Annotated in this window: 26 protein-coding genes, 1 tRNA gene and 1 other annotated feature; of the genes, 12 read left to right on the plus strand and 15 right to left on the minus strand. The window is 48.6% G+C overall.

The annotated features are described in order from the left end of the window. Nucleotides 1-59: 59 nt before the first annotated feature. From argF to IEW74_RS08670, 7 genes are all read right to left on the minus strand, one after another. Nucleotides 60-968, minus strand: coding sequence for an ornithine carbamoyltransferase (gene argF, locus IEW74_RS08640; RefSeq protein WP_188663852.1), 909 nt, complete (start codon nt 966-968; stop codon nt 60-62). Next, entirely contained in the window at nt 968-2,143 is a 1,176-nt protein-coding gene (locus IEW74_RS08645; RefSeq protein WP_188663853.1) for an aspartate aminotransferase family protein, read from the minus strand. Before IEW74_RS08645 ends, argF begins: the two co-directional genes overlap by 1 nt. Before the next feature lie 127 nt (nt 2,144-2,270). After that, the gene (locus tag IEW74_RS08650) at nt 2,271-2,819 is read right to left on the minus strand and encodes a gamma-glutamylcyclotransferase (RefSeq protein WP_188663854.1); all 549 of its coding nucleotides are present in this window, start codon (nt 2,817-2,819) and stop codon (nt 2,271-2,273) included. Between the two features lie 423 nt (nt 2,820-3,242). Continuing rightward, nucleotides 3,243-3,656, minus strand: coding sequence for a dihydroneopterin aldolase (gene folB / locus IEW74_RS08655; protein ID WP_188663855.1), 414 nt, complete (start codon nt 3,654-3,656; stop codon nt 3,243-3,245). A gap of 20 nt (nt 3,657-3,676) precedes the next feature. Then, nucleotides 3,677-4,426: an SDR family oxidoreductase gene (locus tag IEW74_RS08660; RefSeq protein WP_308419093.1), complete on the minus strand. Its 750-nt coding sequence runs from the start codon at nt 4,424-4,426 to the stop codon at nt 3,677-3,679. A 38-nt stretch (nt 4,427-4,464) separates the two neighbouring features. Next, complete coding sequence (locus IEW74_RS08665; RefSeq protein ID WP_188663915.1) at nt 4,465-5,442, minus strand: calcium/sodium antiporter; 978 nt, start codon at nt 5,440-5,442, stop codon at nt 4,465-4,467. A 108-nt stretch (nt 5,443-5,550) separates the two neighbouring features. After that, the gene (locus tag IEW74_RS08670; RefSeq protein ID WP_188663857.1) at nt 5,551-6,246 is read right to left on the minus strand and encodes a cytidylate kinase-like family protein; all 696 of its coding nucleotides are present in this window, start codon (nt 6,244-6,246) and stop codon (nt 5,551-5,553) included. Between the two features lie 219 nt (nt 6,247-6,465). On the opposite strand from IEW74_RS08670, the gene IEW74_RS08675 reads away from it, so the two are divergent. The 5 genes from IEW74_RS08675 to IEW74_RS08695 all read left to right on the plus strand — a co-directional run bounded on the left by IEW74_RS08675 (nt 6,466) and on the right by IEW74_RS08695 (nt 9,686). Further along, nucleotides 6,466-6,556 (plus strand) — tRNA-Ser (locus IEW74_RS08675). Nucleotides 6,557-6,800: 244 nt separating this feature from the next. Continuing rightward, nucleotides 6,801-7,037 carry a hypothetical protein gene (locus IEW74_RS08680; protein ID WP_188663858.1) on the plus strand — a complete coding sequence of 79 codons (237 nt, stop codon included), beginning with the start codon at nt 6,801-6,803 and terminating at the stop codon, nt 7,035-7,037. Between the two features lie 110 nt (nt 7,038-7,147). Next, nucleotides 7,148-8,026 (plus strand): radical SAM protein, encoded by an 879-nt coding sequence (locus IEW74_RS08685; RefSeq protein ID WP_188663859.1) that lies wholly within the window; start codon nt 7,148-7,150, stop codon nt 8,024-8,026. Between the two features lie 76 nt (nt 8,027-8,102). After that, nucleotides 8,103-8,438, plus strand: a complete 336-nt coding sequence (locus IEW74_RS08690; RefSeq protein WP_188663860.1) for a hypothetical protein — start codon at nt 8,103-8,105, stop codon at nt 8,436-8,438. Between the two features lie 63 nt (nt 8,439-8,501). After that, the gene (locus IEW74_RS08695) at nt 8,502-9,686 is read left to right on the plus strand and encodes a Bcr/CflA family multidrug efflux MFS transporter (protein ID WP_188663861.1); all 1,185 of its coding nucleotides are present in this window, start codon (nt 8,502-8,504) and stop codon (nt 9,684-9,686) included. Here the strand turns inward: IEW74_RS08695 and IEW74_RS08700 are convergent. After that, entirely contained in the window at nt 9,616-10,482 is an 867-nt protein-coding gene (locus IEW74_RS08700) for a trypsin-like serine peptidase (RefSeq protein ID WP_188663862.1), read from the minus strand. The two genes, IEW74_RS08695 and IEW74_RS08700, sit on opposite strands and share 71 nt — an antisense overlap. A gap of 10 nt (nt 10,483-10,492) precedes the next feature. Beyond that, entirely contained in the window at nt 10,493-11,293 is an 801-nt protein-coding gene (locus tag IEW74_RS08705) for a HesA/MoeB/ThiF family protein (RefSeq protein WP_188663863.1), read from the minus strand. Nucleotides 11,294-11,534: 241 nt separating this feature from the next. Here IEW74_RS08705 and IEW74_RS08710 point away from each other — a divergent pair, with 241 nt between their 5' ends. Beyond that, a complete protein-coding gene (locus IEW74_RS08710) occupies nt 11,535-13,691 on the plus strand; it encodes a methyl-accepting chemotaxis protein (RefSeq protein WP_188663865.1) in 2,157 nt (718 codons plus the stop codon). A gap of 36 nt (nt 13,692-13,727) precedes the next feature. On the opposite strand, the gene IEW74_RS08715 is transcribed toward IEW74_RS08710, so the two are convergent. The 3 genes from IEW74_RS08715 to IEW74_RS08725 all read right to left on the minus strand — a co-directional run bounded on the left by IEW74_RS08715 (nt 13,728) and on the right by IEW74_RS08725 (nt 16,810). Beyond that, nucleotides 13,728-14,585 carry a universal stress protein gene (locus IEW74_RS08715; protein ID WP_188663867.1) on the minus strand — a complete coding sequence of 286 codons (858 nt, stop codon included), beginning with the start codon at nt 14,583-14,585 and terminating at the stop codon, nt 13,728-13,730. Between the two features lie 11 nt (nt 14,586-14,596). Then, nucleotides 14,597-16,087: a SulP family inorganic anion transporter gene (locus IEW74_RS08720; RefSeq protein ID WP_188663870.1), complete on the minus strand. Its 1,491-nt coding sequence runs from the start codon at nt 16,085-16,087 to the stop codon at nt 14,597-14,599. A gap of 61 nt (nt 16,088-16,148) precedes the next feature. Next, nucleotides 16,149-16,206 (minus strand) — a sequence feature (sul1 is cis-regulatory element that is thought to sense ions involved in sulfur or methionine metabolism; They are found in Alphaproteobacteria). A 103-nt stretch (nt 16,207-16,309) separates the two neighbouring features. After that, on the minus strand, nt 16,310-16,810 hold the full coding sequence (locus IEW74_RS08725) for a MarR family winged helix-turn-helix transcriptional regulator (RefSeq protein ID WP_188663872.1): 501 nt from the start codon (nt 16,808-16,810) through the stop codon (nt 16,310-16,312). A gap of 114 nt (nt 16,811-16,924) precedes the next feature. Here IEW74_RS08725 and IEW74_RS08730 point away from each other — a divergent pair, with 114 nt between their 5' ends. Both IEW74_RS08730 and IEW74_RS08735 read left to right on the plus strand, forming a co-directional pair. Continuing rightward, nucleotides 16,925-17,521: a nitroreductase family protein gene (locus tag IEW74_RS08730; RefSeq protein WP_188663874.1), complete on the plus strand. Its 597-nt coding sequence runs from the start codon at nt 16,925-16,927 to the stop codon at nt 17,519-17,521. Next, complete coding sequence (locus IEW74_RS08735) at nt 17,514-18,407, plus strand: DMT family transporter (protein WP_188663877.1); 894 nt, start codon at nt 17,514-17,516, stop codon at nt 18,405-18,407. Before IEW74_RS08730 ends, IEW74_RS08735 begins: the two co-directional genes overlap by 8 nt. 50 nt (nt 18,408-18,457) lie before the next feature. Here the strand turns inward: IEW74_RS08735 and IEW74_RS08740 are convergent, their stop codons facing one another. After that, on the minus strand, nt 18,458-18,748 hold the full coding sequence (locus tag IEW74_RS08740) for a cupin domain-containing protein (RefSeq protein WP_188663879.1): 291 nt from the start codon (nt 18,746-18,748) through the stop codon (nt 18,458-18,460). Between the two features lie 124 nt (nt 18,749-18,872). Between IEW74_RS08740 and IEW74_RS08745 the strand changes: the two genes are divergently transcribed. Then, a complete protein-coding gene (locus IEW74_RS08745; protein WP_188663881.1) occupies nt 18,873-19,196 on the plus strand; it encodes a hypothetical protein in 324 nt (107 codons plus the stop codon). Nucleotides 19,197-19,296: 100 nt separating this feature from the next. Beyond that, nucleotides 19,297-19,572, plus strand: coding sequence for a hypothetical protein (locus tag IEW74_RS08750; protein WP_188663883.1), 276 nt, complete (start codon nt 19,297-19,299; stop codon nt 19,570-19,572). Nucleotides 19,573-19,576: 4 nt separating this feature from the next. Here the strand turns inward: IEW74_RS08750 and IEW74_RS08755 are convergent, their stop codons facing one another. Then, nucleotides 19,577-20,038 carry a c-type cytochrome gene (locus IEW74_RS08755; RefSeq protein ID WP_188663884.1) on the minus strand — a complete coding sequence of 154 codons (462 nt, stop codon included), beginning with the start codon at nt 20,036-20,038 and terminating at the stop codon, nt 19,577-19,579. Nucleotides 20,039-20,061: 23 nt separating this feature from the next. Continuing rightward, nucleotides 20,062-21,435 carry a deoxyguanosinetriphosphate triphosphohydrolase gene (locus IEW74_RS08760; protein ID WP_188663885.1) on the minus strand — a complete coding sequence of 458 codons (1,374 nt, stop codon included), beginning with the start codon at nt 21,433-21,435 and terminating at the stop codon, nt 20,062-20,064. A gap of 213 nt (nt 21,436-21,648) precedes the next feature. On the opposite strand from IEW74_RS08760, the gene IEW74_RS08765 reads away from it, so the two are divergent. Both IEW74_RS08765 and IEW74_RS08770 read left to right on the plus strand, forming a co-directional pair. Further along, nucleotides 21,649-22,173: a peroxiredoxin gene (locus tag IEW74_RS08765; protein ID WP_188663886.1), complete on the plus strand. Its 525-nt coding sequence runs from the start codon at nt 21,649-21,651 to the stop codon at nt 22,171-22,173. A gap of 140 nt (nt 22,174-22,313) precedes the next feature. Further along, nucleotides 22,314-23,750, plus strand: coding sequence for a dihydrolipoyl dehydrogenase (locus IEW74_RS08770; RefSeq protein ID WP_188663887.1), 1,437 nt, complete (start codon nt 22,314-22,316; stop codon nt 23,748-23,750). The last annotated feature ends 15 nt before the right edge of the window (nt 23,751-23,765 follow it).

The raw sequence follows: 23,765 nt of genomic DNA on the forward strand, positions 1-23,765 counted from the left end.
GTAACAAAACGGATCAGGGGCGCAACAAAATTAAACCTTGGCTGTTATATAGTCACAGATTACATCATTGACCAGACCATAACGCCTTTTTGAGCATGGAGACGGTTTTCCGCCTCGTCCCAAACGACGGAATTCACCCCGTCGATCACCTCGTCGGTAACTTCCTCGTTACGGTGTGCCGGTAAACAATGCAGGAACAAGGCATCATTTTCCGCCTGTGCCATCAAATCTGCATTGACCTGATAAGGGGTCAACAATTCCATCCGGCGATCATAATCCGTATCACCCATAGATACCCATGTATCGGTCACAATAACGTCCGATCCACTGGCCGCCTGTTTGGGGTCTTTGACCACAGACACATTCCCGCCTGCGTTAGCGGCCCAATCCAGATAATGATCATCGACCATCAATTCATCCGGGCAGCACAGACGTAATTCAAAACCGAAACGGGTTGCCGCCTCCACATAAGAATTGGCCATATTGTTGCCATCGCCAATCCATGTCACCACTTTGCCGCCAATGGGGCCACGATGTTCTTCAATCGTCATAATATCAGCCATCAATTGACAGGGATGGCTGTTATCCGTCAGGGCGTTGATGACAGGCACCGTACAGTAATGTGCCATTTCCATCAGTTTTTCATGGGAATCTGTGCGCAACATCACGCCATCAACCATACGTGACAGAACGCGTGCGGTATCGGCAATCGTTTCACCGCGACCCAATTGGGAATTATCGCCCATGATCACCAGCGGGTGACCGCCCAGTTGCACCATACCGACTTCAAAAGAAACACGCGTACGGGTACTGGGTTTTTCAAAAATCATCGCCAGCGTTTTACCGGCAAGCGGTGACATGCCACCAATGACGTTCATGCCATTTTTGTAACTTATAGCATGATCCAAAATCTGGCGCAGATCACTGACGTCCAATTCACTTAAATCTAAAAAATGCTTCGGTTTCATTATACTTTTTCCGAAAGTTCTTTACAGGAGCGTTCGATAATCGCAATTGCCGCCTCGATATGTTCTTCTTGAACCACAAGCGGGGGCAACAAACGCATCACATTATCGCCTGCCGGCACTGCCAGCAGACCATTGTTAAAACATTGTGCAACCAAATCCGTGTTGGGCACAACGCATTCAAAGCCAACCATCAGGCCCAGACCACGTGCGCCTTTGACAATCTGCGGATATTTGGCGACCACATCGTCCATACGTTTTTGCAGATATTCACCCATCTGCGCGACATGATTTAAAAAACCGTCTTCCAAGACAATATCCAGAACCGCATTGGTCGCCGCCATTGCCAAGGGGTTCCCACCATAGGTCGAACCATGCGCGCCCGGTGCCATACCGCTGGCAGCCTCAGCCGTTGCAATGCAGGCTCCAACCGGGAAACCACCACCGATCCCTTTGGCAATCGCCATGACATCCGGTGTAATCCCCGCCCATTCATGGGCAAACAGTTTACCTGTACGACCAACGCCGGTTTGAACTTCGTCCATCATCAACAAAATGCCGTGTTCATCACATAACTGACGCAAGCCTTGAAGAAAGGCCATATCCGCCGGACGCATGCCGCCTTCGCCTTGAACGGGTTCAACATGAACAGCGGCCGTTTCATCTGTAATCGCAGCACGTGCTGCGTCCAGATCGTTAAAGGCAACCTGATCAAAACCGTCCAGCATCGGACCAAATCCATCACAATGCTTGGCTTGCTTCCCGGCGGACAATGTCGCCATCGTGCGCCCATGAAAGGCACCGGCAAACGTTAAAATGCGATAGCGTTTGGACCCTTTGGCCGCAAAATATTTACGCGCAATTTTAATTGCACATTCATTGGCCTCTGCCCCGGAGTTACAGGAAAAGACCACATCACCAAACGTGCTGTCGGCCAGACGTCGGGCAAATCGTTCCTGTCCCTTAATGCGATAGAGATTGGAACAATGCCACAATTTTGCAGCCTGCTCCGTCAGGGCAGAAACAAGATGCGGATGTGCATGTCCAAGACATGTCACCGCCACACCGGCACCGAAGTCCAGAAAGCGTTTTCCGTCCTCAGCGATTAGGTAAACACCCTCGCCTTTATCGAAAACGACATCAGCCGGGGCATAGGTTTGCATGACTGCATTCGTCATCTTCAGGTACCTTTACCACACGTTTGTTGAAAAAATATTTTCCCGATCAGGAAAGCCGACGAGTATCGGGATTGCACCCGCCTCTGTCAATTCGAAAAAGGGCTGTTTTCACGGCTTTCTCGCCTTTTCAGTCGATTTTTTGCATTTCTTTGGCTTGTGCTGCACGCAAAATGCTCTCCAACCCCTCATCCACAATGCCCAAGGCCCGAATATGGCGACAGGTATTTTCCAGATATTCCAGGGAACGTCCCATCTGCCCCACCCCCTTCAACACATGATCGACCTTTGTGTCCAGTTCAAAATGTCCTGCATATTGCGGGTGGTCTGCGATGGAAACAAAGGTATAGGTTTCCAGCACGTCTCCCGTTTCATCCATCGCCTTCACCCATTTGGGTTCATAGACTTCATGGACCATCTCGCGCTCATAAAGATAATCCATCACAGCCGCAACCTGTGTGCCCGCCACCCGAAAGGCCACGCCCAAACAGGTGCCACCGGGATTTAGCCCCAAAACCAGACCGGGAACCTGCGGCGTCCCGCGAAAGACATGAGACAAAATGCACAGATCACGGTGATATCCTTCCAATATCACCTTGCGGCTTTCCAGATAGTCAAACCCCGGACGCCACATCAAGGAACCGTATGCAAAAACCCATATATCTGTCTTGACTGTCATCTGCTCACTTTTATTTTTCGGCCACGAATATTTTTTTACTCAACACCATCGCCCGGTGTATTTCAAGTGGGAATCCAAGGACTTCTGCGATGTAGAATTTTAATCCACCAAGCCTGTGGATAAGTTTGTGAGTTAATCTTGGAGATGTACAATTAGGCCAGCAAAACTGCGCGTTCCTAAAGCATGCCTATTTTTTGTGCATCGAAATAAGTGATTGTTTTATATAGAGTTTTAAGAATCGTTTTTAGACCCGGACTCCTGTCGTAAGATTTTCTTAACGCAAATGTAACGTTTTTTTTCTCTTTACAGAATGTGCAAAACTTTGCAGGGGACCCGCCTACGGATTCCCTACGATTCGCAAAAAAGCGATTCTAAATCCGGCTCAACCTAACATAAAAAACAGGGCTTGATTCCCCGTCAAAATCACACCCCAGCGTTGAAACGTTCGATCTCAACACCAACACTTGCGATATCGGCAAAGACGTCCAGCTTTTCAACACGGATGCGCGCACATCGTACACGAATATCTTGCAAACAGGAGGCGGCAATTTTTTCAGCAAGCGTCTCACACAGGTTTGTGTGATCGCCCGACACAATCTCGCGTACCTTATTGGCGACTTGTTCATAACAGACGACATGGTCGATGTTGTCGTTATGGTGACTTTCGCTTACCGTCAGGTCCAGATTGACACGAATACGCTGCGGGGCATCGTGTTCGTGTTCGTAAACACCGATAGAACATAATAAAACGAGGTCACGAATAAATACATGACGCACGGCGGCTTTCGCATCGGCAATACGAAGCGGTTGGACATTCTCGGCTTGAAACGCGCTCATCGGCTTTACCTATCGGTCTGTTATTCTTTTGGCGGTGTGTGGTTGTCGCCTTGCGCCCAACCCAAATGTTCGCCGCCATCAAGGGCAATCATTTGCCCCGTCATCGCTTGTGCGCCTAGGATATACAACACAGCGTTGGAAATTTCCACAAGATCGGTAGGTTTTTTTAGTGGAACGGACAAATACTGTTGCTCAAAGTCCTCAGCAGACTGGCGCGCACTGGCCAATGTCGGCCCCGGCCCAATCGCATTGACCCGCACATTCGGGGCAAAAGCCTGCGCCAATGTCTGCGTCATTGTCCACAGTCCCGCCTTGGAAATTGTATAACTGGCAAAATGGGGGGTCAGGTTCCAGACCCGTTGATCGATGATATTGATAATATTTCCGGGCGTATCCGCAGGCCGCACCGAAACAAAATTTTGCGACAAAACAAAAGGCGCACGCAAATTGACCGCCATGTGCAAATCCCAGCTTTGGCGCGTTGCATCATAAGCCGTATCATTTTCAAAAACCGATGCATTGTTAATCAGGGCATCCACGCGCCCCATTTGGGCCTTGACCACCGGGATCAGATTTTGAACATCTTCTTCGTTTAAAAAATCCGCACTAAACGCACAGGCCGTCCCGCCGGCTTTTTCTATCACATGACAGACATGGGCCGCATCTTCGCGGGAGCCATGATAATGCAAAGCAACCGCCCAGCCCTGAGCCGCCATTTCCTGCGCGATATGAGCGCCGATGCGGTGGGCTGCGCCGGTGATTAAAGCCACTTTTTTCACCTTCACCAACGCTCCTTCGCCTTTCAATCCTAGCTAAACTGTGCCAGAAGATTTTCAACGCCATAGGCTTGTGCTGAAATATAAGCCGCATAACACAGGACAAAAACGAAGCCTTCTTTGCGCGACAATTCCCATCGTGTCACCATAAACGGCACCAGCAGGATCGTCGCTCCCATCATAACCCAAAGATCGAAATCCAACAATTGCTGAGCAACCGGCAAAGGCTGGATCAAAGCAACCAGCCCTAAAACACCCAGAACGTTAAACAGGTTGGAACCGATCACATTGCCAAGGGCCACATCGGTATGCCCGCGCAAGGCCGCCATACCGCTGGCCGCCAGTTCCGGCAGGCTGGTCCCGATTGCGATCATCGTCAGCCCGATGACTTCTTCAGGAACCCCATAAAGGCGCGCAACTTCTGTGGCCCCGTCCACCAACAGCTCTGCACCATATACAACCGCCGCAATCCCGCCAATGGTCATCACCAGCATCAGCCAGATATTGTCCGGCACTTCGATTTCTTCCGCTTCATGCGCATGCAGTTCTGCCATTTCCGGGTCGGCACCATGACGTTCGCGCCAATAGGAATAAAACAGAAAACAGATAAACATCCCAAACAGGATGAAGCCTGCCGTGACATCCAGGATACCAAACCAGCATAAAGCCGTAAAAACAGCCGAACAGACCAGCAAGATCACCCCATCACGCAAAACCGCGCCGGGATCTCCCTGTACAGGTTTGATCAGGGCCGTTATCCCCAAGATTAAAAGGATATTGGCAATATTGGATCCGATGATATTACCCGTGGCAATCCCGGCGGCATTCTTCAGCGCCGCATCAAGGCTCACCACGAATTCCGGCGCGCTGGTGCCAAACGCCACCACAGTCATGCCAATCACCAAGGGCGATACACCGATACGACGCGCCAGACCGACAGAACCTTTGACGAGAAATTCCGCACCTACCAACAGCAAGACGAAACCAATCGCAATCAAAACATACATCATCACAGGAGATCGACCTTTCGGGCTTTTTTCGAACGAGCTGACTGCTTTGCCACGCTCTCCCCTGAATGTAAAGGGGGTCTCGACATTTACAAGCCCTTTTGAAAGAAATTACCTGCTGGTCATTCCTGTTCTGCGTTGCGAAAATCCCATCATTTCCATGCTGCGAAGCAAAATTTCCACGACTTGTTCATAGTGGGCAAAATGATCCGTATTGATTGTCAGATCGAAATTAGTCGGATCATTCAATCGCGAACCAAACATATTCCAGACGAATTTTGCCCGTTCCTGATTGACCTCCTTACAGCGTGCTTTGGCCTCCGACAGACTAAGGCGCTCACGATGGGCAACCCGTCTTGCGCACGCCTCGTTTGAACCGGTTAACCGGACCCGCAACACATCACGGCCTTGCAAAACCACATGACCACCCCGACCAATAACAATGCCGCCTTTGTGATAAATACAGCGGATCACCGTCACCAGCGCGTTGATATAGTCTGTGCGCGAAACATTCTTACCCGTCACCATCGCATACAACCACGAGTCACTGGCTGAACTGACTTTCTCGTGTAACGTTTTCAAAACATTTTTATTCACTTCGGAGCGTTGAGCAATCGCATCGATGATATTTTCATCATAAATATCCAACCCCAACCGTTCCGCCAGCAGACGCGAAATTTCCTCGCCGCCGGTGCCTAGATCGCGTGAAATTGTAATCACCGGATAAAGCGTATGCCCCTTATCACCGGGGGATACTTCCACCGCCCGACTTAAGGCCTGAATGACACCTTGTACATCAATAGACATGATACATCTCCCCTGCATTCTGACTGCAAAACAGGCTATTCTGTTTCATCCCCTAATTATAACAAAAATCGCAGAGATTGTCTTGCGGTGGCGCAAGTGAGCAAAATAATCTCTGTAAAAACAAAAAAAACAGTTGCAGGCTTACGTCCTTTTCTATAGTTTCCGCCCTCGTTCCAGCACACTTGCTTTATGCAAGAACAGCTTATCGAAAGATATTGCGGACAGATGGCCGAGTGGCTGAAGGCGCTCGCCTGGAACGCGGGTATGGGTTAACAGCTCATCGAGGGTTCGAATCCCTCTCTGTCCGCCATCATCCTAAGGAAACAGCGGCTCTCGAGCCGCTTTTCTTTTTCTACCACAAATGGGCGCGTGCTTAATGGAAACAGTATACCTTTATATTACTTTTCTCTTTGCTCTCGCATGTTTCATTTGATCGTCCACGCCAGTCATTCTAATTCGCCAATCAAACATTTGTTTGCTGACATTATAAATCTTTGAAGTGCAAAGTCTTCAACCTTAGCAGCAGCGGTTATTATGATGGGCGGAAACGGCCTATGTCGCAACGTCAATTGACCTTTCTGTCGTTGCTGAGCCAATGGGAAAAATCGGGCAATGCCCAACTGATTATCGCAACCCATTCACCGACCCTGTTGGCCTATCCAAATGCGCGTATCATTGAATTTACGACAGCTGGTTTACGCGATGTTGAATTTGAAGAAACCGAGCATTACAAGATCACCAAGACCTTTTTGAACAACCCACAACGTTATTTGAAAGAGTTGATGGAATAAGGGCTATGTGATACTCCATCCATCACGGCATCGTCGCAAATGCGAGGAACTTTGTGGCCGAAAAGATTCCCAATCGAGTTGGGAATGACGTCTTCTGAGAGAGATACGAAATGCTATCCTACGACATGCCCCTTTATCGCCCGCCGTCTGAAGGCAATAATTTGATTATTCAGGCGACGCTGGGCTGTAGTTTTAATCAGTGTTCTTTTTGTTCCATGTACAAGACAAAAGAATATCACGCCCGTGCGTTGGAAGATGTGTTTGTTGATATCGAGCAGGCAGCCCGTGTTTGGCCCGAAGCCCATCGGATTTTTTTAGCCGATGGGGATGCCTTAACCCTGCCGATGGAAAGTTTGCGCGCGATTTTGGATAAGTTGGCGGCGTGTTTTCCCAACCTTAACCGGGTTTCGGCTTATGCCACGCCGGGCAATATTCTGAAAAAAACGCCAGAAGAATTGTCCGAACTGGCCGCCCGTAAAATGCCGTTGTTTTATGTCGGTATCGAGTCCGGTGCGCCGGTGATGTTGAAAAAAATCACCAAAGGGGCCTCGCAAAAAGGAATTGCAGAAGCCTTGATCAAGGCGCGAGAGGCTGGCTTAAAAATTTCCGCAACGGTTATTTTGGGGCTGGGCGGTCAGAAATATTGGGAAGAACATATTGATGGGACGGTTGAATTACTGTCTCAGGCGCCTGTGAACTATTTGTCAACCTTGCAGCTCTATCTCGAAGAGATTGCCTATGACGAATTTATGACCAAATTTGGCGAACCGTTTGAACGGCAAAGCGATATTGCCGTGCTGACGGAACTGGAACGCCTGCTGAGCAATATCAAGCCACCTGCCCCGGTGATCTTTCGGTCCAATCATGCCTCAAACGCTTTGGCATTGGCGGGCAATCTGCCAAAAGATCAGGCCCGTCTGGTTGCACAGGTACGCACGTCTTTACAGACACAACAAGGCATTCGTCCGGCTTTTCTGCGCGGACTTTGAACCTAAGCGCGATTACAGTTGTCTTTTTTCGCCATACCAGACAAGCTATAAGAAAAATCTGGTAAGGGAGGTGCACATGCCATTTGTTCAACGTAACACAAACGGCCAGATTACAGGTTTGGTCAGAACGGCACAGGCTGGCTTTGAAGAAGAATTGGCGATGAACCATCCAGATGTTCTCGCATTTTTACACGCGTCAGGTGATGCGCATGAAGCCTTACTCGACTTAACCCAAAGTGATTTGGCAATGGTACGGGTTTTGGAAGATTTAATCGAGATTTTGATGCTCAAAGGCGCCTTATCAATGGATGAATTACCCGAAGCCGCGCGTAACAAGCTGGAACACCGCCGAGAATTACGCGGCAGTCTGGAGGAAGCATTAGAGACATTTGGCGGGAACAAGGTGATTTAGCGGCTTTACTTGATCTGGGGAAAAGGCTATAAAAGTTGCAAATGTAACTAAATGGTCTTTTCAATGCTTCGTCCTGAATCGTTTTTGTTTGCGGCTATTTTGACGGCACTTGTTGCCTTTGGTCCGCTTTCAACCGACATGTATTTACCGTCTTTACCTGCCATGAAAACGGATTTTGGTGCAACGGTTTCTCAAGTTCAGTTAACATTAAGTGTATTTCTAGCCGGATTTGCGGTTTCACAATTATTTTATGGCCCCTTATCAGACAGGTTCGGTCGCCGCCCGGTTCTTTTATTCGGCATTGCCGTCTATGGGGCGGCAAGTGTCGCCTGTTTCTTATCAACCACGATTGAAGGGTTGATTTTAGCGCGTTTTTTTCAGGCCTTTGGTGCTTGTAGTGGCCCGGTATTGGGGCGGGCCATTGTGCGCGATGTTTATGGACAGGAACGCGCGGCACAGGTGCTGGCCTATATGGGATCTGCCATGGCCTTGGCCCCGGCTGTCGCACCCATGTTCGGCGGCTATTTACAGGTCTGGTTTGGCTGGCAGGCAAACTTTGTCGTCATCAGTATTTTTGCCTTCATTCTGATCGGTCTGGTTTTCTTGCTGATCCGGGAAACAAACGCACACCAAAACCCCGAAGCCCTGAAGCCCGCCCGTATTGTCGGCAACTACGCGCAATTGCTCAAACATCGTGAGTTTCTGGGCTATGTTTTGCTTAATAGTTTCGTGTTCTCGGGCCTATTTGCGTTTATTTCAGGATCCTCCTTTGTCTTTATCGACATTTTCGGGCTGGAACCGAACATCTACGGAATTTGTTTCGGGGTCGTGGTGTGCGGCTATATCAGCGGCACCTTGTTGGCGGGACGTTTTTCGCGCAAATTGGGTGGCCCCCGCATGTTACGTTATGGCAGCAGTCTTGCGATGGTTGCGGGGCTGCTATTGGCCGGGATTGCCTACATGGGTGGCCATACGGCAACCAGTGTGGTCGCCCCGATGGTCTTGTTTATGGTTGCCGTTGGTTTGGTGATGCCCAATTCAATGGCCGGCGCCATTGGCCCGTTTCCCAAAATGGCGGGGTCGGCCTCTGCCTTGATGGGTTTTTTGCAAATGACCATTGCCGCCTGTGTGGGTGGTTCGGTCGGCCTGTTACATAACGGGACGCATTTACCAATGGTCAGCGCCATAGCGGTGATGGGAGTGCTGAGCTTTGTGACTTATTTTGTTTTCGTTCGTTCGAAGATTTAGGCGCACTCGGCTTACTCGCGCCTTGTGCCTGCGTCCACATCCCGTTCTTTTTTAAATAGTCTACAATGCGCTTCAGGCTGACCGCAACGCCTTGGGATTCGCCTGTACGTGTGGTTGCAACATGAATATAAGCCAGTGTCGGAACGCCGTTTTCCAGATAAAAGATAGGTGAACCTGAATCGCCATTCACCGCATCGCAATTATGAAAAACCACATCCAATGCAGGATCATATTTTTGAAGCTGGCATTTTTTGTCAATGCTCAGAATATGAGCCTTATCCTGACTGTATCCGGCTTGCACATAATGAATATTGCGCTGCTTTAACCGGTTATAGGCTTGCAGGCTGGTTTGAGCCAAGGCAAAGGTGCCGACAACGGGGCTGATATCGGTTGCCAGTTCCACCAAGGCCCAGTCGTTGGCCGATTTAGGCAAATTATTAATTTTTTTTGGACTATAGCCGGGGGCAATATGGAATTTTTTGCCCTTGGCATGGGCATTGTAACTGCCACGCCGATAACCGGGAAGAAAATGTAACGTGTGCGGTTTGAACCAGACTTTGCGCTTTTTATTCCACAGGCAATGGGCCGCCGTTAAAATCAGTTTCGGTGCAATCAGGGTAGCGCTGCAAAACCCACCGACTTCGGAATTCAGCCGTCCGATGGCGCTCCAGGGGTATTGATATTTTTCGATTAAAACGCGGTCGTCATGGCCTTTGATACCGCGCAAATGGATCTTGTCCGCCGCCTGTACGTTTTGGGCGATCAATAAAATCAGCAGAGCGAAAAGAAAACCCATGCGCAACCGATTATTCCTTCTTATGAATGGATAAGTCGACAATTTCCGGGTGTTCCCCACACAGCAGGCACCCCTTGTCGCGTTTGACTTTGACGGTGCGAAAATCGGTATAAAGCGCATCATAAATCATCAATCGACCGGACATGGATTGACCGATTTGCATAATTTCTTTCAAGACTTCCGTTGCCTGTAAAGACCCCATCGTACCGCAAATGGCCCCCAGCACCCCGGCTTGCGAACAGGTTGGCACCTGACCGGGCGGTGGCGGTTCGCGAAAGATGCAACGATAACAGGGTTTGTCTTCGCCCTCTTCATGGGCTTTGAATGTGGAAAGTTGCCCATCAAACCGCAGAATAGCGGCAGAAACCAACGTCTTTTTCGCAAAATAGCACGCATCGTTAATGAGAAAACGGGTTTCAAAATTATCCGTTCCATCTGCGACAATATCATAATCAGCGATGATCGATAAAATATTGTCCGGCGTCAGCCGTTTGCGGTAGGTCTGAATGTTCAGCCCCGGATTAATCGCCAGCATCCGTTCCTTAGCACTTTCGACTTTGGGCAAGTCAAGGGTCGAGGTGGCATGAATAATTTGGCGCTGCAAGTTGGATAAATCGACAACGTCATCGTCAATAATGCCAATGGTGCCGACGCCTGCTGCAGCCAGATACATCAGAACAGGTGCCCCCAACCCACCGGCCCCGACAACCAAAACCTTGGCATTCAACAACTTGGCCTGACCTTCCCCACCGACTTCGGGCAACAGGATATGGCGTGCGTAACGTTGTAATTGTTCGTCTGTAAAGTCCATCAAACACCCTTTTCCTTGTTCATTTTGTTGTCACATAGTCGCACTAGGCTTGCAAGCGAGAAACAAAGTTTAAGGTAGATATTTATATGTATTGAAATTAATACAAAAAAACCCTTATATTAATCTCCAGTTGATAATTATAATCATACTAACCTTAAGTTACATACTTGTTTGGCGCTCATCGAATAAGAGTTTTTGTAAAAACTACAGTGAAAAAAATAATATAGGTCGGGAAAGAGCAATGACATTATCAAATATTCAAATTTCGAAGAAGTTGCCTGTCTTCACGGTCCTTCTTATGATTATGACAGGCGTATTGCTGAGTACAATCATCTTATTCGAGGTTTCCGATGGCTTTGAAAAGTCAGAAGGCAACAAGCTTGTCTCATTGGTTGCGGCCCGTGAATCAGAACTTTCCAACTATTTGGATATTATTTCCAGCGATTTGAAAATTCAGGCCCACAATCCCGTTGTGGCGCAAGCCTTAACCGGGTTTGAAGAAAGCTGGGCTTCCCTTGGCGGTGAACAAAAGCAACGCTTGCAACAGGCTTATATTACGGATAACCCGAATCCATCAGGCGAAAAACACAAATTGCTAAAAGCCGCGACCGGGACGCCTTATGATGAGGTTCATGGCGAGTTTCACCCTTACTTCCGTACATTGCTGGAAGCCCGCAATTACTATGATGTGTTCTTAATCGACCCGGCTGGGAATGTCGTTTACAGCGTGTTTAAAGAACTGGATTTTGCGACAAACCTCAATAATGGGGATTGGGCAAAAAGCGAACTTGGTGTTCTTTTCCGCGATATTATAAAAAATCCACAAGATAATGGTGCCGTTTTCAAAGATTTTCGTCCCTACGCGCCCAGTGCCGATGCGCCCGCCAGCTTTATTGGCATGCCGGTTTTCAAGAAGAACTCCGATCTCGTCGGCGTATTGGTCTATCAGATGCCGATTGGCGAGATTAACCGCATTATGCAATCTGCCGAAGGTATGGGGGAAAGCGGGGAAACCTATATTGTGGGGTCAGACTATCTGATGCGTAGTGATTCGCGCTTTTCCAAAGAAAGTACAATTTTAAAAAATAAAGTAGAAAGCCAAACGGTTAAAGAAGCCTTACAAGGCAAAACCGGGGTCCATGAAATTCAAGACTATCGCAACATAGATGTATTGTCGGCCTATACACCGGTAGATTTTTTAAATACAAAATGGGCCATTATCGCCGAAGTTGATGTCGAAGAGGCCATGCAAACGGCAACTTTAGTACGTAACACCAGTATTGGTTTGGTTTTGGCTATTTCTGTAATCGGTGCGATTGTCGCGCTTCTGTTTTCCCGAACAATTACCGTCCCGATTACCCGTATTACAGAATCGATGAATGTTTTGGCGAAAGGCGATAATACCGTTGAGATCCCTTACCATGATCGTGGGGATGAAGTTGGTGACATGGCACAGGCCGTCAAGGTCTTTAAAGATAATGCGATTGAGCGCGTCCGGCTGGAAGCTGAAGAAAAAGAACGGGTGATCCAGCGTGAAAACCGACAGAAGAAAATTGAGGCACTGACCAAGAACTTTGATCAGGTTATCACCGATATGCTGACCACCGTAAAAGGCTCAGTCGAAGAAATGCATGGTGCGGCAAACACCTTATCTGCCAATGCCGAACAAACCCAAAAACAAAGCACGGCTGTTTCGGCCGCAACGGAAGAAGCAACGGCAAATGTCCAGACCGTTTCAGCCGCGAGCACGGAATTAACCGCTTCAATTGAAGAAATTTCCCGTCAAATTTCCGAGTCCAGCTCCATTTTAACCGATGCCGTTCGTCAAACGGAAGAAGCCAATCAGAAGATTGAACGACTGGCCGGAGCTGCCGATGAAATTGGCAATGTGATCAATCTGATTAATGATATTGCAGACCAGACCAACATGCTGGCCTTAAATGCCACCATTGAAGCGGCACGCGCGGGGGATGCGGGCAAAGGCTTTGCCGTTGTCGCATCCGAAGTCAAAATGCTGGCGAGCCAGACAGGTGAGGCAACCGAACAAATTCGCAAGCAAATCAGTCAGGTGCAAGGCGAGACAAGCGATGCCGTTGAGGCCATTCGGGCGATTTCCAATGTGATCGCACGCGTGAATGAACTGTCAACAGCAATTGCTGGCGCGGTTGAAGAACAAAATGCGTCCACCGCTGAAATTTCCCGCAATGTGGAAGAGGCCGCGCAAGGAACGCAGGAAGTGTCACGCAATATTCAGGGGGTGGCCCAAGCGGCAGGTGAAACCGGAACCATGTCGCAAATGGTCTTTGATTCTGCCAATGCGCTTTTGCATGAAAGTGACGAATTGCAGCAACATGTGGTGAAATTCTTGCACGATGTTCACGAGGCCCAAAATAGCTAACCCCCCGAGTATGCTCCTTTTTACAATGGGGTGGCATTAATTAATGATAAAAATAGGCACCTTACATGATTGAATTGTATGTGTTGTCGTCGAACCTGTTAAAAGCGTTCTTAACCATGAATGACCGTATCCCCCCATGACCAGTATTTGATTATCGTGGTTTTTGGTCATTTGGGACAGGATGGTTTCCGGTGTACCGTCTTTGATGACGGTTTTTGCAACCATATTTACAGCGGCAAGTTTCTCGCTGGCTTCCTGCATGGATTTTTCAATTTTTGGTGTTTCTTTTCCCGCATAAACAAGACTGACCTCCAGACCTGAAAACAGGGGGGATTGTGCGATATAGTCAACAGCCTTTAACGATGCCGTTCCACCATTAAAGGCAACCAAAATATTTTTTATTGTTTTAAAGGCATGATTGGCGACCAAAATTGGCTTGTGCGACCCGCGAACAATCTGTTCAAAATTCGAACCAAGATGCCCATCCAAAGATCCCCGGGTTTCGCCCCTTTTCCCGATGAGAATGAGATCAGCATTTTCTTCTTTCGAGAGGATTGTATCCAACAGATCCCCCTGACGCAGACGGGTTTCAACATCAACCTCGCCATTGGGTGAAATAATCCCTTGTGCATCTTCCAGAATGGCGCGTCCTTGCTCTTGTGAAAGTTTGCCTCGCTTTTCATCAAGTTCGCTCAGTTCTTTAAGCAGTCTGGAGCGTGCACCCAACCGGATGGCACCGCTTAAATCCTGACTGTCTGACCCTTCGCGCGGCCCCATAACATGGTAGACCTTGACCTTGGCGTTCAATCGTTTGGCGGCCCAGGCCGCATAGTAACAAACACTTTCAGAATATGCAGAACCGTCAACAAGTGCGATTAATGTATGTTCAGTCATTGTTTTTCCCCTTAATGCCCCAAAAGTTTATCCATCGCGCCCGGCTTGTCGTGAATAGCCAGTTTGTCCACAATGGTTTCGGAAGCCTCGTTCAGGCCGATCAATTCAACCTCGGCCCCCTCACGGCGGAATTTAAGCACAGCCATATCGACGGCGGCAACCGAAGAAATATCCCATATATGGGCATGACTGACATCAATCGTCACTTTCTCTGCGGCTTCCTTAAAATCAAAAGCCTTCATAAAGTCATCGCAAGACGCAAAGAAAAGCTGTCCCTCCACCGTATAGGTACGGTGACGCCCGTCTTTGCTGATCAATGTTGTGACGCGGAAAATCTGTGCGATTTTCCACGCAAAGAAAATACCGGACAGCAGGACACCGACAAGAACGCCGATGGCAAGATTATGCGTATAAACAACAAAGAAAACGGTTGCTACCATCACAATAGAGGAAGAGTGCGGATGCTGTCGCAAGTTGGTAATGGACGACCAGCTGAATGTCCCGATCGAAACCATAATCATAATCGAAACCAGCGCCGCCATAGGGATGCGAGCGACAATATCGCCAAGAACAACAACCATAATCAACAAAAACACCCCGGCGGAAAAAGAAGATAGCCGCCCGCGACCACCGGATTTTACGTTAATAATGGATTGCCCGATCATCGCACATCCTGCCATACCACCGATAAAACCCGTCAAGCTATTGGCTATGCCCTGTCCAATACATTCCATATTGCGATTACTACCCGTATCGGTCAGGTCATCGACGATTTGCTGGGTCATCAAGCTTTCCAAAAGCCCCACAGCCGCAACCGCCACCGAATAGGGGAAGATGATTTGCAAGGTTTCAAAATTCAAGGGAATATCGGGGAGCAAGAATATAGGCAATGTATCGGGAAGCTCGCCCATATCCCCGACAGTGCGCACATCCCACCCGAAATAAACTGTCAAACCTGTCAGTACAACAATCGTTACCAATGGCGAAGGAATGGCCTCGGTTATTAAAGGGAAGAGATAGATAATCGCAAGCCCGGCGGCAACCAGAATATATGTCAGAAACGGAACGCGCCCGGGGTCCAATTCTGGTATTTGGGCCAGAAAAATCAAGATTGCCAACGCATTGACAAAGCCTGTCATCACAGATCTGGAGACAAACCGCATCACATAGCCAAGCCGCAAAAACCCGGCAAGAATTTGCAACAAGCCTGCGAAAATAGTTGCGGCCAACAGGTACTGCAAGCCATGATCTTTCACAAGTGTCACCATCAAGACCGCCGTTGCCGCCGTGGCTGCGGAAATCATACCGGGACGCCCGCCTGCAATTGCAGTCACCACAGCAATTGAGAAAGAGGCATACAGCCCAATCTTGGGGTCTACGCCTGCGATGATGGAAAACGCAATAGCTTCGGGAATAAGAGCGAGGGCGACAACAAGGCCGGAGAGAATATCACCCCGGATATTAAGGCCCCACTCGTGCATATATTTGGAAAAGGGTAGCATGAAAAACCACAAAAGAAACCATCGCAATAAGGCTATTGCGTCAAAAGGTTTATAAAATCAGGGTTGTCTGGCGGGTTGGCGGCCAGAATAGCCACTCGTTTCAAGAGAACGAGTCCTAAGTGAGTTGAGGTCTTTTAGACAAAGTTTAAAGTTAATACAAGGCAAATTATCTGCTCTTAAAGAGAAGGGGGGCGCTCAATCCCGAAATTTGGTTTTCTGCAATCAACCGATTTTGGACAATAAATCGCGTAACTGGGCCCCTTCCTCAGCGCTCAGTTTTTCAAGCATTTTGTCTTCGGTCTCTACATGAGACACCACCATTTCTTCTGCCAAGGCAAAACCGGCCTCGGTTAACATGATTTTAAGGCCCCGGCGGTCATTCGGATCCACAATCCGCTGAATCAGGTCGCATTTTTCCAGTCGATCCAACCTGTTGGTCATCGCAGACGTCGATAACATCATCTCTTTTGCCAAAACAGATGGCGATAAGGTTTCGCCCTTTCCCTGACGGCGCAACGTCATCACCACATCGAACTGTGGGAAATCCAGATCATATCGGGCCAAATTTACCATGACACCCCGGCGCAACACTTCGCTGGCCCGCCACACATCACCACAGATCGCCATTGATGTCGGATCAATATCCGGGCGTTCACGTTGCCATTGGGTCAAAATATCATCCGTGTTTTTGGAACAGACATTGATCACTCTGTCTTGACTCATCGTACAAGATACCCTATGTAGCTTCATGTAAAGTAATTTGATATCAAACTATATTATATCAAATTACCAAAACAAACTACCCGCCCCCCACAACAAAGTAAAGGCTTACAAACGATGACATCCCCCCGACAGTCCACTCATCCCATTCATCCGGCGTTTCTGCAACGTTGGTCGCCCCGTTCTTTTGATGCACAGGCTGATTTGCCGGAAAACGATTTACTGACCATATTAGATGCCGCACGCTGGGCGCCTTCGGCCTATAATATTCAGCCGTGGCGTTTCACCTACAGCATGCGAAACGATAGCCATTGGGGCAACTACCTTGACCTTCTCGACCCGTTCAATGCCGGATGGGCCAAAAATGCCAGTGCGCTTGTCTTTTTGGCTTCCGACAGTCTGGTCGAAGGACAAAATGGCGAAGGGCCGCGCGCCTCTCATTATCATCATTTTGACAGTGGGGCGGCTTGGGCACAATTGGCATTGCAAGCCACCATCATGGGCTATAGTGCACATGCAATGGCTGGTATTTTCAAAGATAGAGCAGCCGCATATTTGGGCTTTCCTGAACGCTATCAGGTTCAAATTGCCTTGGCTCTGGGTAAAAATGACCATCCTGATAAACTGAACGAAGATCTGCGCGCGCGTGAACACCCCAGTAATCGTTTTACACTGGACCAAATCGCATTTGATGGAGTCTTTCAACATGAATAAAATCAGTGAAAACCCCATTGCCTTGCTCTTAATCACCGGACTTTTGATCGGGTTTAACTTTCCCTTGGGAAAATTGGCGGCTGAGGCTGCGATATCGCCAACGGTTTGGGCTTTTGTCTTCTCGTTGGGGGCGTGTTTATTGTTGTTTCCGGTTTTGATTTCGCAGAAAAAACTTATTTTTCCAAGAAAATCAACACTGCGTTATATCGTTTTATCCGCCATCCTGTCCTATATCATCCCCAATTTACTGCTTTTCAGCGTGATGTTACGCATGGGGGCAGGATATATGGGATTAATGTTTGCCCTATCTCCGGTCTTCACCTTATTTTTTGCCCTTAACCTGCGCATGAATATCCCGAACCGTATCGGCTTGATCGGTATCCTTTTCGGTCTGATCGGCACTGCCGTTGTCAGTATCAGTAAAGGCAGTTTACCGGACGCGCCGCCGTGGGAACTGATTGTTCTCGCCCTTTGCGTCCCCCTTTGCCTCGCCCTTGGTAATATCTATCGCACACTGGATTGGCCCGATAAAGGCGAGCCCGACAGCCTTGCATTCTGGAGCCATACCATCGCGGTCCTTTTTTACAGCGGCCTGATTTTCTTTTATCAAACGGATGCCAGTTTCGGTGAAATCACCAACACACCGGTTGTTGTTCTCCTGCAACTCTTGGTCTCCGGCCTGATCTTCCCCGCTTTTTTCAGACTGCAAAAAGTTGGTGGCCCTGTTTTGCTCAGCCAAATCGGTTATGTATCAGCCGCTGTTGGCTTGGTTTGCGCCGTTCTGTTTTTGGGGGAACGTTACGATGTCACCACATGGATCGGGGCCGGTATCATTGCCTTTGGCATTGCGTTGAGCATTCAGGCCCAACGTCAAAAAACAGCTTGAACATAACGGGGAGCCTTAGCCTCCCCCTTTTCGAACCTAGAAACAGTCGATTACTTCTTGATCTCGATTTCAATCAACGTGACATCAAAATCGTTGGCGTTAATCACATTATGTTCAACACCCGCATCCCGATAATAACATTGTCCGCGTTTTAACACCGCATCCTGCACGCCTTTATCGCTCTCCATCCTCAAGACTGCGTCCTCCATCGGTACAATGACATAATCGCGTTCATGGCGATGCCATTGGGTTTGCGAATGCGCCGGAAAAAACAGATGATTAACACTGACTTTGTCGTTTTCAATCTGATTGGTCAGGGTAAACAGGCTTAATTGCGTCATGCGATATCCTTCAAGGCTTTTACTTTTTTTGCACATTTGCACGAAAATAGTATATTGGACAAGTTCCTGCCATATAGGCTATTCTTTTATTCCAATTTCAAGCTATTTCAGATTGAGCCGTCCCATGAAACTCGCCGCCGTCTTTATTGCAAGCTTTCTCTTTCCCGTTTTTGCTTATGGACAAACCAGTTTAAAAGAATGTTTTGCCCAGCACAATCAATGTGTTGCAAATTGTTTCGAACTGGATAGCGAAGGCAGCCAAGCAAGTTGCATCGCCCAATGCGCTGGCGCAGAAGCCACATGTGCGGGCGAAATCGGACTGGAAAGCACCAAGCCTTTTATCCGTAAAAAGACCGAACAGCTTGAACAGCTTCTAGAAGATTTCTTCGGGGATATCCTGCCACAGGACGAACCAACACCCGAGTTTAAAAATCAATCCGAAACCTGATCCGATTATCATCAAGCCTCACTCATTTGAGTGATGAAGCCCCATCGGCAGCACGTTAAATTAAACGTTATAGTGGTTTGAACGTGCAACAGGTTCGCTTATGTATCAGTCACAGGAATATATGGAAATCGGCGGCAAACTTATTACCTGCCCTTATAACGAAGATGATTACATGTATGGTGTCAATCTGCATGGCCTGTTGTGCCGTTTGCACGAAAGCGGGGCAACCCATGCAAACGATTTTCACAGCATCATTGTTTCTTCCATAGAGTGCGAAAACCGGCTTTCTGATAGCCAAAAGATCCATGATATTTACAATCACATCATGCATGATCTTGCCAATCTCGGCGTCACCCCCGAACAATCTGCGCATTAATTCCTTATTTCAGCGCATCACTCAGACGTTGTTGGCGATCCTGAATTTCGCGGGGCCAACGGCTTTTAATAAAAGCCAGCACCGAGCGAATTTCCATATCACTCAGAATTTTCCCGAAGGGCGGCATCCCGCTTTTAAAACCTTCCGGTCCCAAAGCCGCACCGCCACGTTTGGTATAATCAAATAACAACTGGTCATCATGGTGCCATGTATGGCCGGTTTCATCATGGGGCGGGGCCGGTAAGGTTCCATCGGCCTTTGTTGTACGCCAATCGGGCGTTTCACCTTCCAGCTTGATGCCATGACATTCCGCACAATAAAGCCCATAAATCTGTTGTCCACGTGCAACCATCTTTTCATCCTGCGGATCAATCTTCGCATATGATCCTGACAGTTGGATAAACGCATAAGCCGCCGCGATTGCGATCAGGCTAATAGCAATATAAATGACCCCTTTATTCGACATTTTACAACTTTGCCTTTGCGTTATTAAAGCGAAATACCTTTTAAGACTTTAAACATATTTACGGCAGCACGATCACTCAGTCCAGAGACGAAATCACTGACTTGCATCAAATGTTCATAACGATCATTCTTGAACACAAATGGGTATTCAAGCAGGCGGATCACATGTTTATGTTTCGCCGACATGCGCTTAATATCCCCGCCGCATTTTTCAAATTCCAGCATGGCACGGCAGAAAACATCCAGCAAAAAGCCCAGCACCTCATAACTGGCTGTTTCAATTTCAAGCTTACGCCGTGTGCCAAAGATGGAACTTCCGGCAAATGTTTTACAGGCTTGGGCCTCTTGTGCAAAAGGTGTCGCGGCAAGAAGCTCCTGATCAAACGCACCTTTCAACAGGTCCTCTTCATGTTCGATAAAAGCATCCACCGTGGCTTTGATCAAATTGCTAATCGCTTTGGACCGCAGAAATCCCAGTTTTTCGGACTGATCCATATCCGCATACCAGTTTTGCGACAACAAATGCGCCCGGCGTGCCGCGATGGTATCACCATGTTTGTGCGACCACGCAAGCGGGGCCAAATGATATTCGACCTCTTTAAACGACACACATTCCATCGTGACCCCATCTTCAAGATCGGCAACCCGGTAACAAATATCATCCGCCGCTTCCATCAGGTAAGCAAGCGGGTGACGACACCATAAATGGTCATTCCCTCTGCGAATAAGTCCCAACCGGTTAGCCACTTTTTCAAAAATCGCTTTTTCCGATTGGCAGAAACCGGGCTTTTTGGCCTCAATCCCCTGCCTGTTTTTAATCGACGTATCACCGGGATATTTGGTAAACGCGCCCAAGGCCGCATATGACATACGAAAGCCGCCCTTTTCACGAAAATAATCCAGTTTGTTCAGGATACGAAACCCCTGTGCATTGCCTTCAAACGCCAAAAGGTCGCGTTTTTGTGAATCACTCATGTCTGCACTGAACACCACATCCCTGTTTTCCTGAAACCACTGACCAATTGCGGATTCACCCGCATGGCCAAACGGCGGATTGCCGATATCGTGGGACAGGCAGGCGACCTGAACGATATAACCGAAATCATGGGCCGTGATATGTGCCGGAATATCGCGCTCCCCTTCGATTAACTGTCGTCCGACACCGAAGCCTAATGACCGCCCGACCGAGGCCACTTCAACGGAATGGGTGAGACGTGAACGTACACGCCCCCCGACAGACAAGGGATGAACCTGCGTTTTATCCTGCAAACGGCGAAAAAAAGAAGAAAAGGTAATCCGGTCCAAATCCAGCAAAAAAGGGCTTTCTTCCCGGCCTGCCGGGGCATCTTCGTCCATTCCGATCCGGCTTGTCGATAAAAGATCGGCCCAATTCATCATCTCTTTTCGTCCTCTTATACACTTGAAAATCCAAGGGTCTGCGCAAAAACATTAGCCGATTGCACAGACTTGGTGAACGACTATTTTTCACGATAGAAAAAATCTATCGAAGTTATAAAAATAACTCATTTTACTAATGCACGTATTTCTTCTACATTCATTTTCAGCAAACAAACACATCAACTGACTAACACACATTTGGAGATTAGAAACATGCAAAAACGTGTACCCAACGTCACTTTTAAAACCCGCGTTCGTAACGATGCCATCGAAGGCGACAACCCGTTCGAATGGAAAGATCTGACAACTGAAGAGATCTTCGCCGGTAAAAACGTTGTTGTATTCTCTCTGCCCGGTGCGTTCACACCGACCTGTTCTTCCACTCACCTGCCGCGTTACGAAGAACTGTATGACGATTTGAAAGCCCAAGGCGTTGATGAAGTCATCTGCCTGTCTGTAAACGATGCCTTCGTTATGTACCAGTGGGGGCTGAAATTGGGTCGCAAGAACGTCTTCATGTTGCCGGACGGTAATGGCGAATTCACCCGCAAAATGGGTATGTTGGTTGACAAATCCAACCTCGGCTTTGGCATGCGCAGCTGGCGTTACTCCATGTACGTTGAAGATGGTGAGATCAAAGTCCTGTTTGCCGAAGACGGTTACACAGACAATTGCCCGACCGACCCGTTCGAAGTTTCTGACGCTGACACAATGCTGAACTACCTGAAAAACCGCTAAGGTTTTTCACTAAGGAAATGAGGAAGGGCCGCGCCCCCCTGCCCCTTCACGAAGCCGCCCTTCCTCTTTCCTGCTTTCTTTTCCCCTCTATTTGCCTCCCTCGTTTTCTTTAAACTTCCTTCCGTTTGAAAGGCAGAAACATGTCCGTACGCAAAGTAGATATCGCCATCATCGGCGCCGGTACAGCCGGTATGGGCGCATACCGCGAAGCCACAAAAGTCACCGACAATGTCGTCCTGATCGAAGGCGGCGAGTATGGCACCACATGCGCCCGCGTTGGCTGCATGCCTTCCAAACTTTTAATCGCTGCGGCAGAAGCTGCCCATTTCGGCGGACACACCCAACCTTTTGGTGTCACCTACCAACCGCCCAAGATTGATGGCAAAGCGGTCATGGCCCGGGTAAAATCGGAACGTGATCGTTTCGTCGGTTTTGTCAAAGAAGACGTTGAAGGCTGGAATGAAGCCAACCGCATCCGCGCCTATGCCAAATTCATTGATGATCATCATCTGGAATTAAGTAACGGTCAGATCATTGAAGCAGACCGGATTGTTATTGCCACCGGCTCCAGCACCTTTGTGCCGCCACCCTTCAAGGCATTTGGGGATCGCTTGATCATTAATGATGATGTCTTTGACTGGGACGATTTACCCAAGTCCGTTGTTGTCTTCGGCGCAGGTGTCATCGGTCTGGAATTGGGACAAGCCTTGCATCGTCTTGGTGTACGTGTCTCCCTGTTCGGTCGCGATTATCTTGTCGGACCGTTGAGCGACGATGTCGTTAAATTCAAGGCACGCGAAACCTTTATGGATGAATTCCCCTTTTATCCGCATGGCGAGGTCACCCGCATGGAACATGTCGGCGATCATGTGGAAATTGATTTTATTGAAGACGGGGAAACAAAAACAGACCGTTTTGAATACGCCCTGATTGCCACAGGCCGCCGCCCCAATGTTGATAAACTGGGGCTGGAAAATACCTCGATTAAACTGGATGAACGCGGCGTTCCGCACTTTGTTCTTGCAACCGGACAAACCAGTGCCAGCCATATCTTTATCGCCGGGGATGCCGGAAATAACATCCCGTTGCTACACGAAGCCGCAGACGAAGGAAAAATCGTTGGCTATAACGCAGCCCGTTATCCTGAAATCCGTGCCTTCACCAAATCCAGCCCCATCGCCGTCATGTTCAGTGACCCGCAAATTATGATGGTTGGCGAAAGTTATAAAGCCTTGGAAGAACGCAACGCCAACTTTGCCGTTGGCTCCGTTGATTTTAAAGGTCAAGGGCGTTCGCGTGTCATGTTGGTGAATAACGGGATTTTACGGGTTTATGGCGAAAAAGGAACCGGGCGTTTTCTCGGTGCAGAAATGGTCGGGCCACGCGCTGAACATATTGCGCATTTGCTGGCGTGGGCACATCAGTCTGAATTGACCGTCAGTGAAATGCTGGATCGTCCCTTCTATCACCCCGTTGTCGAAGAAGGGGTTCGCACCGCCCTTCGCGATTTGAACAATGCCTTGGAACTCGGCCCCGTATCACCGGCACGCTGCATCGATTGTGGCCCCGGCGCGTAAACTGAGCGAGATAAA

Source organism: Terasakiella brassicae (assembly GCF_014641495.1).
In the GTDB taxonomy this organism is placed as follows: domain Bacteria; phylum Pseudomonadota; class Alphaproteobacteria; order Rhodospirillales; family Terasakiellaceae; genus Terasakiella; species Terasakiella brassicae.

What these genes read in the sequence shown, in the direction of transcription:
- IEW74_RS08695 (WP_188663861.1), top strand. Translation starts at nt 8,502, where the DNA reads ATGCTTCGTCCTGAATCGTTTTTGTTTGCGGCTATTTTGACGGCACTT.
- IEW74_RS08680 (WP_188663858.1), top strand. Translation starts at nt 6,801, where the DNA reads ATGTCGCAACGTCAATTGACCTTTCTGTCGTTGCTGAGCCAATGGGAA.
- IEW74_RS08710 (WP_188663865.1), top strand. Translation starts at nt 11,535, where the DNA reads ATGACATTATCAAATATTCAAATTTCGAAGAAGTTGCCTGTCTTCACG.
- IEW74_RS08670 (WP_188663857.1), bottom strand. Translation starts at nt 6,246, where the DNA reads ATGTCTATTGATGTACAAGGTGTCATTCAGGCCTTAAGTCGGGCGGTG.
- IEW74_RS08665 (WP_188663915.1), bottom strand. Translation starts at nt 5,442, where the DNA reads ATGATGTATGTTTTGATTGCGATTGGTTTCGTCTTGCTGTTGGTAGGT.
- IEW74_RS08715 (WP_188663867.1), bottom strand. Translation starts at nt 14,585, where the DNA reads ATGACTGAACATACATTAATCGCACTTGTTGACGGTTCTGCATATTCT.
- IEW74_RS08760 (WP_188663885.1), bottom strand. Translation starts at nt 21,435, where the DNA reads ATGATGAATTGGGCCGATCTTTTATCGACAAGCCGGATCGGAATGGAC.
- IEW74_RS08740 (WP_188663879.1), bottom strand. Translation starts at nt 18,748, where the DNA reads ATGACGCAATTAAGCCTGTTTACCCTGACCAATCAGATTGAAAACGAC.
- IEW74_RS08645 (WP_188663853.1), bottom strand. Translation starts at nt 2,143, where the DNA reads ATGACGAATGCAGTCATGCAAACCTATGCCCCGGCTGATGTCGTTTTC.
- IEW74_RS08685 (WP_188663859.1), top strand. Translation starts at nt 7,148, where the DNA reads ATGCTATCCTACGACATGCCCCTTTATCGCCCGCCGTCTGAAGGCAAT.
- IEW74_RS08725 (WP_188663872.1), bottom strand. Translation starts at nt 16,810, where the DNA reads ATGAGTCAAGACAGAGTGATCAATGTCTGTTCCAAAAACACGGATGAT.
- IEW74_RS08690 (WP_188663860.1), top strand. Translation starts at nt 8,103, where the DNA reads ATGCCATTTGTTCAACGTAACACAAACGGCCAGATTACAGGTTTGGTC.
- IEW74_RS08730 (WP_188663874.1), top strand. Translation starts at nt 16,925, where the DNA reads ATGACATCCCCCCGACAGTCCACTCATCCCATTCATCCGGCGTTTCTG.
- IEW74_RS08705 (WP_188663863.1), bottom strand. Translation starts at nt 11,293, where the DNA reads ATGGACTTTACAGACGAACAATTACAACGTTACGCACGCCATATCCTG.
- IEW74_RS08735 (WP_188663877.1), top strand. Translation starts at nt 17,514, where the DNA reads ATGAATAAAATCAGTGAAAACCCCATTGCCTTGCTCTTAATCACCGGA.
- IEW74_RS08765 (WP_188663886.1), top strand. Translation starts at nt 21,649, where the DNA reads ATGCAAAAACGTGTACCCAACGTCACTTTTAAAACCCGCGTTCGTAAC.
- folB (WP_188663855.1), bottom strand. Translation starts at nt 3,656, where the DNA reads ATGAGCGCGTTTCAAGCCGAGAATGTCCAACCGCTTCGTATTGCCGAT.
- IEW74_RS08720 (WP_188663870.1), bottom strand. Translation starts at nt 16,087, where the DNA reads ATGCTACCCTTTTCCAAATATATGCACGAGTGGGGCCTTAATATCCGG.
- IEW74_RS08770 (WP_188663887.1), top strand. Translation starts at nt 22,314, where the DNA reads ATGTCCGTACGCAAAGTAGATATCGCCATCATCGGCGCCGGTACAGCC.
- IEW74_RS08745 (WP_188663881.1), top strand. Translation starts at nt 18,873, where the DNA reads ATGAAACTCGCCGCCGTCTTTATTGCAAGCTTTCTCTTTCCCGTTTTT.
- IEW74_RS08755 (WP_188663884.1), bottom strand. Translation starts at nt 20,038, where the DNA reads ATGTCGAATAAAGGGGTCATTTATATTGCTATTAGCCTGATCGCAATC.
- IEW74_RS08700 (WP_188663862.1), bottom strand. Translation starts at nt 10,482, where the DNA reads ATGGGTTTTCTTTTCGCTCTGCTGATTTTATTGATCGCCCAAAACGTA.
- IEW74_RS08750 (WP_188663883.1), top strand. Translation starts at nt 19,297, where the DNA reads ATGTATCAGTCACAGGAATATATGGAAATCGGCGGCAAACTTATTACC.
- IEW74_RS08650 (WP_188663854.1), bottom strand. Translation starts at nt 2,819, where the DNA reads ATGACAGTCAAGACAGATATATGGGTTTTTGCATACGGTTCCTTGATG.
- argF (WP_188663852.1), bottom strand. Translation starts at nt 968, where the DNA reads ATGAAACCGAAGCATTTTTTAGATTTAAGTGAATTGGACGTCAGTGAT.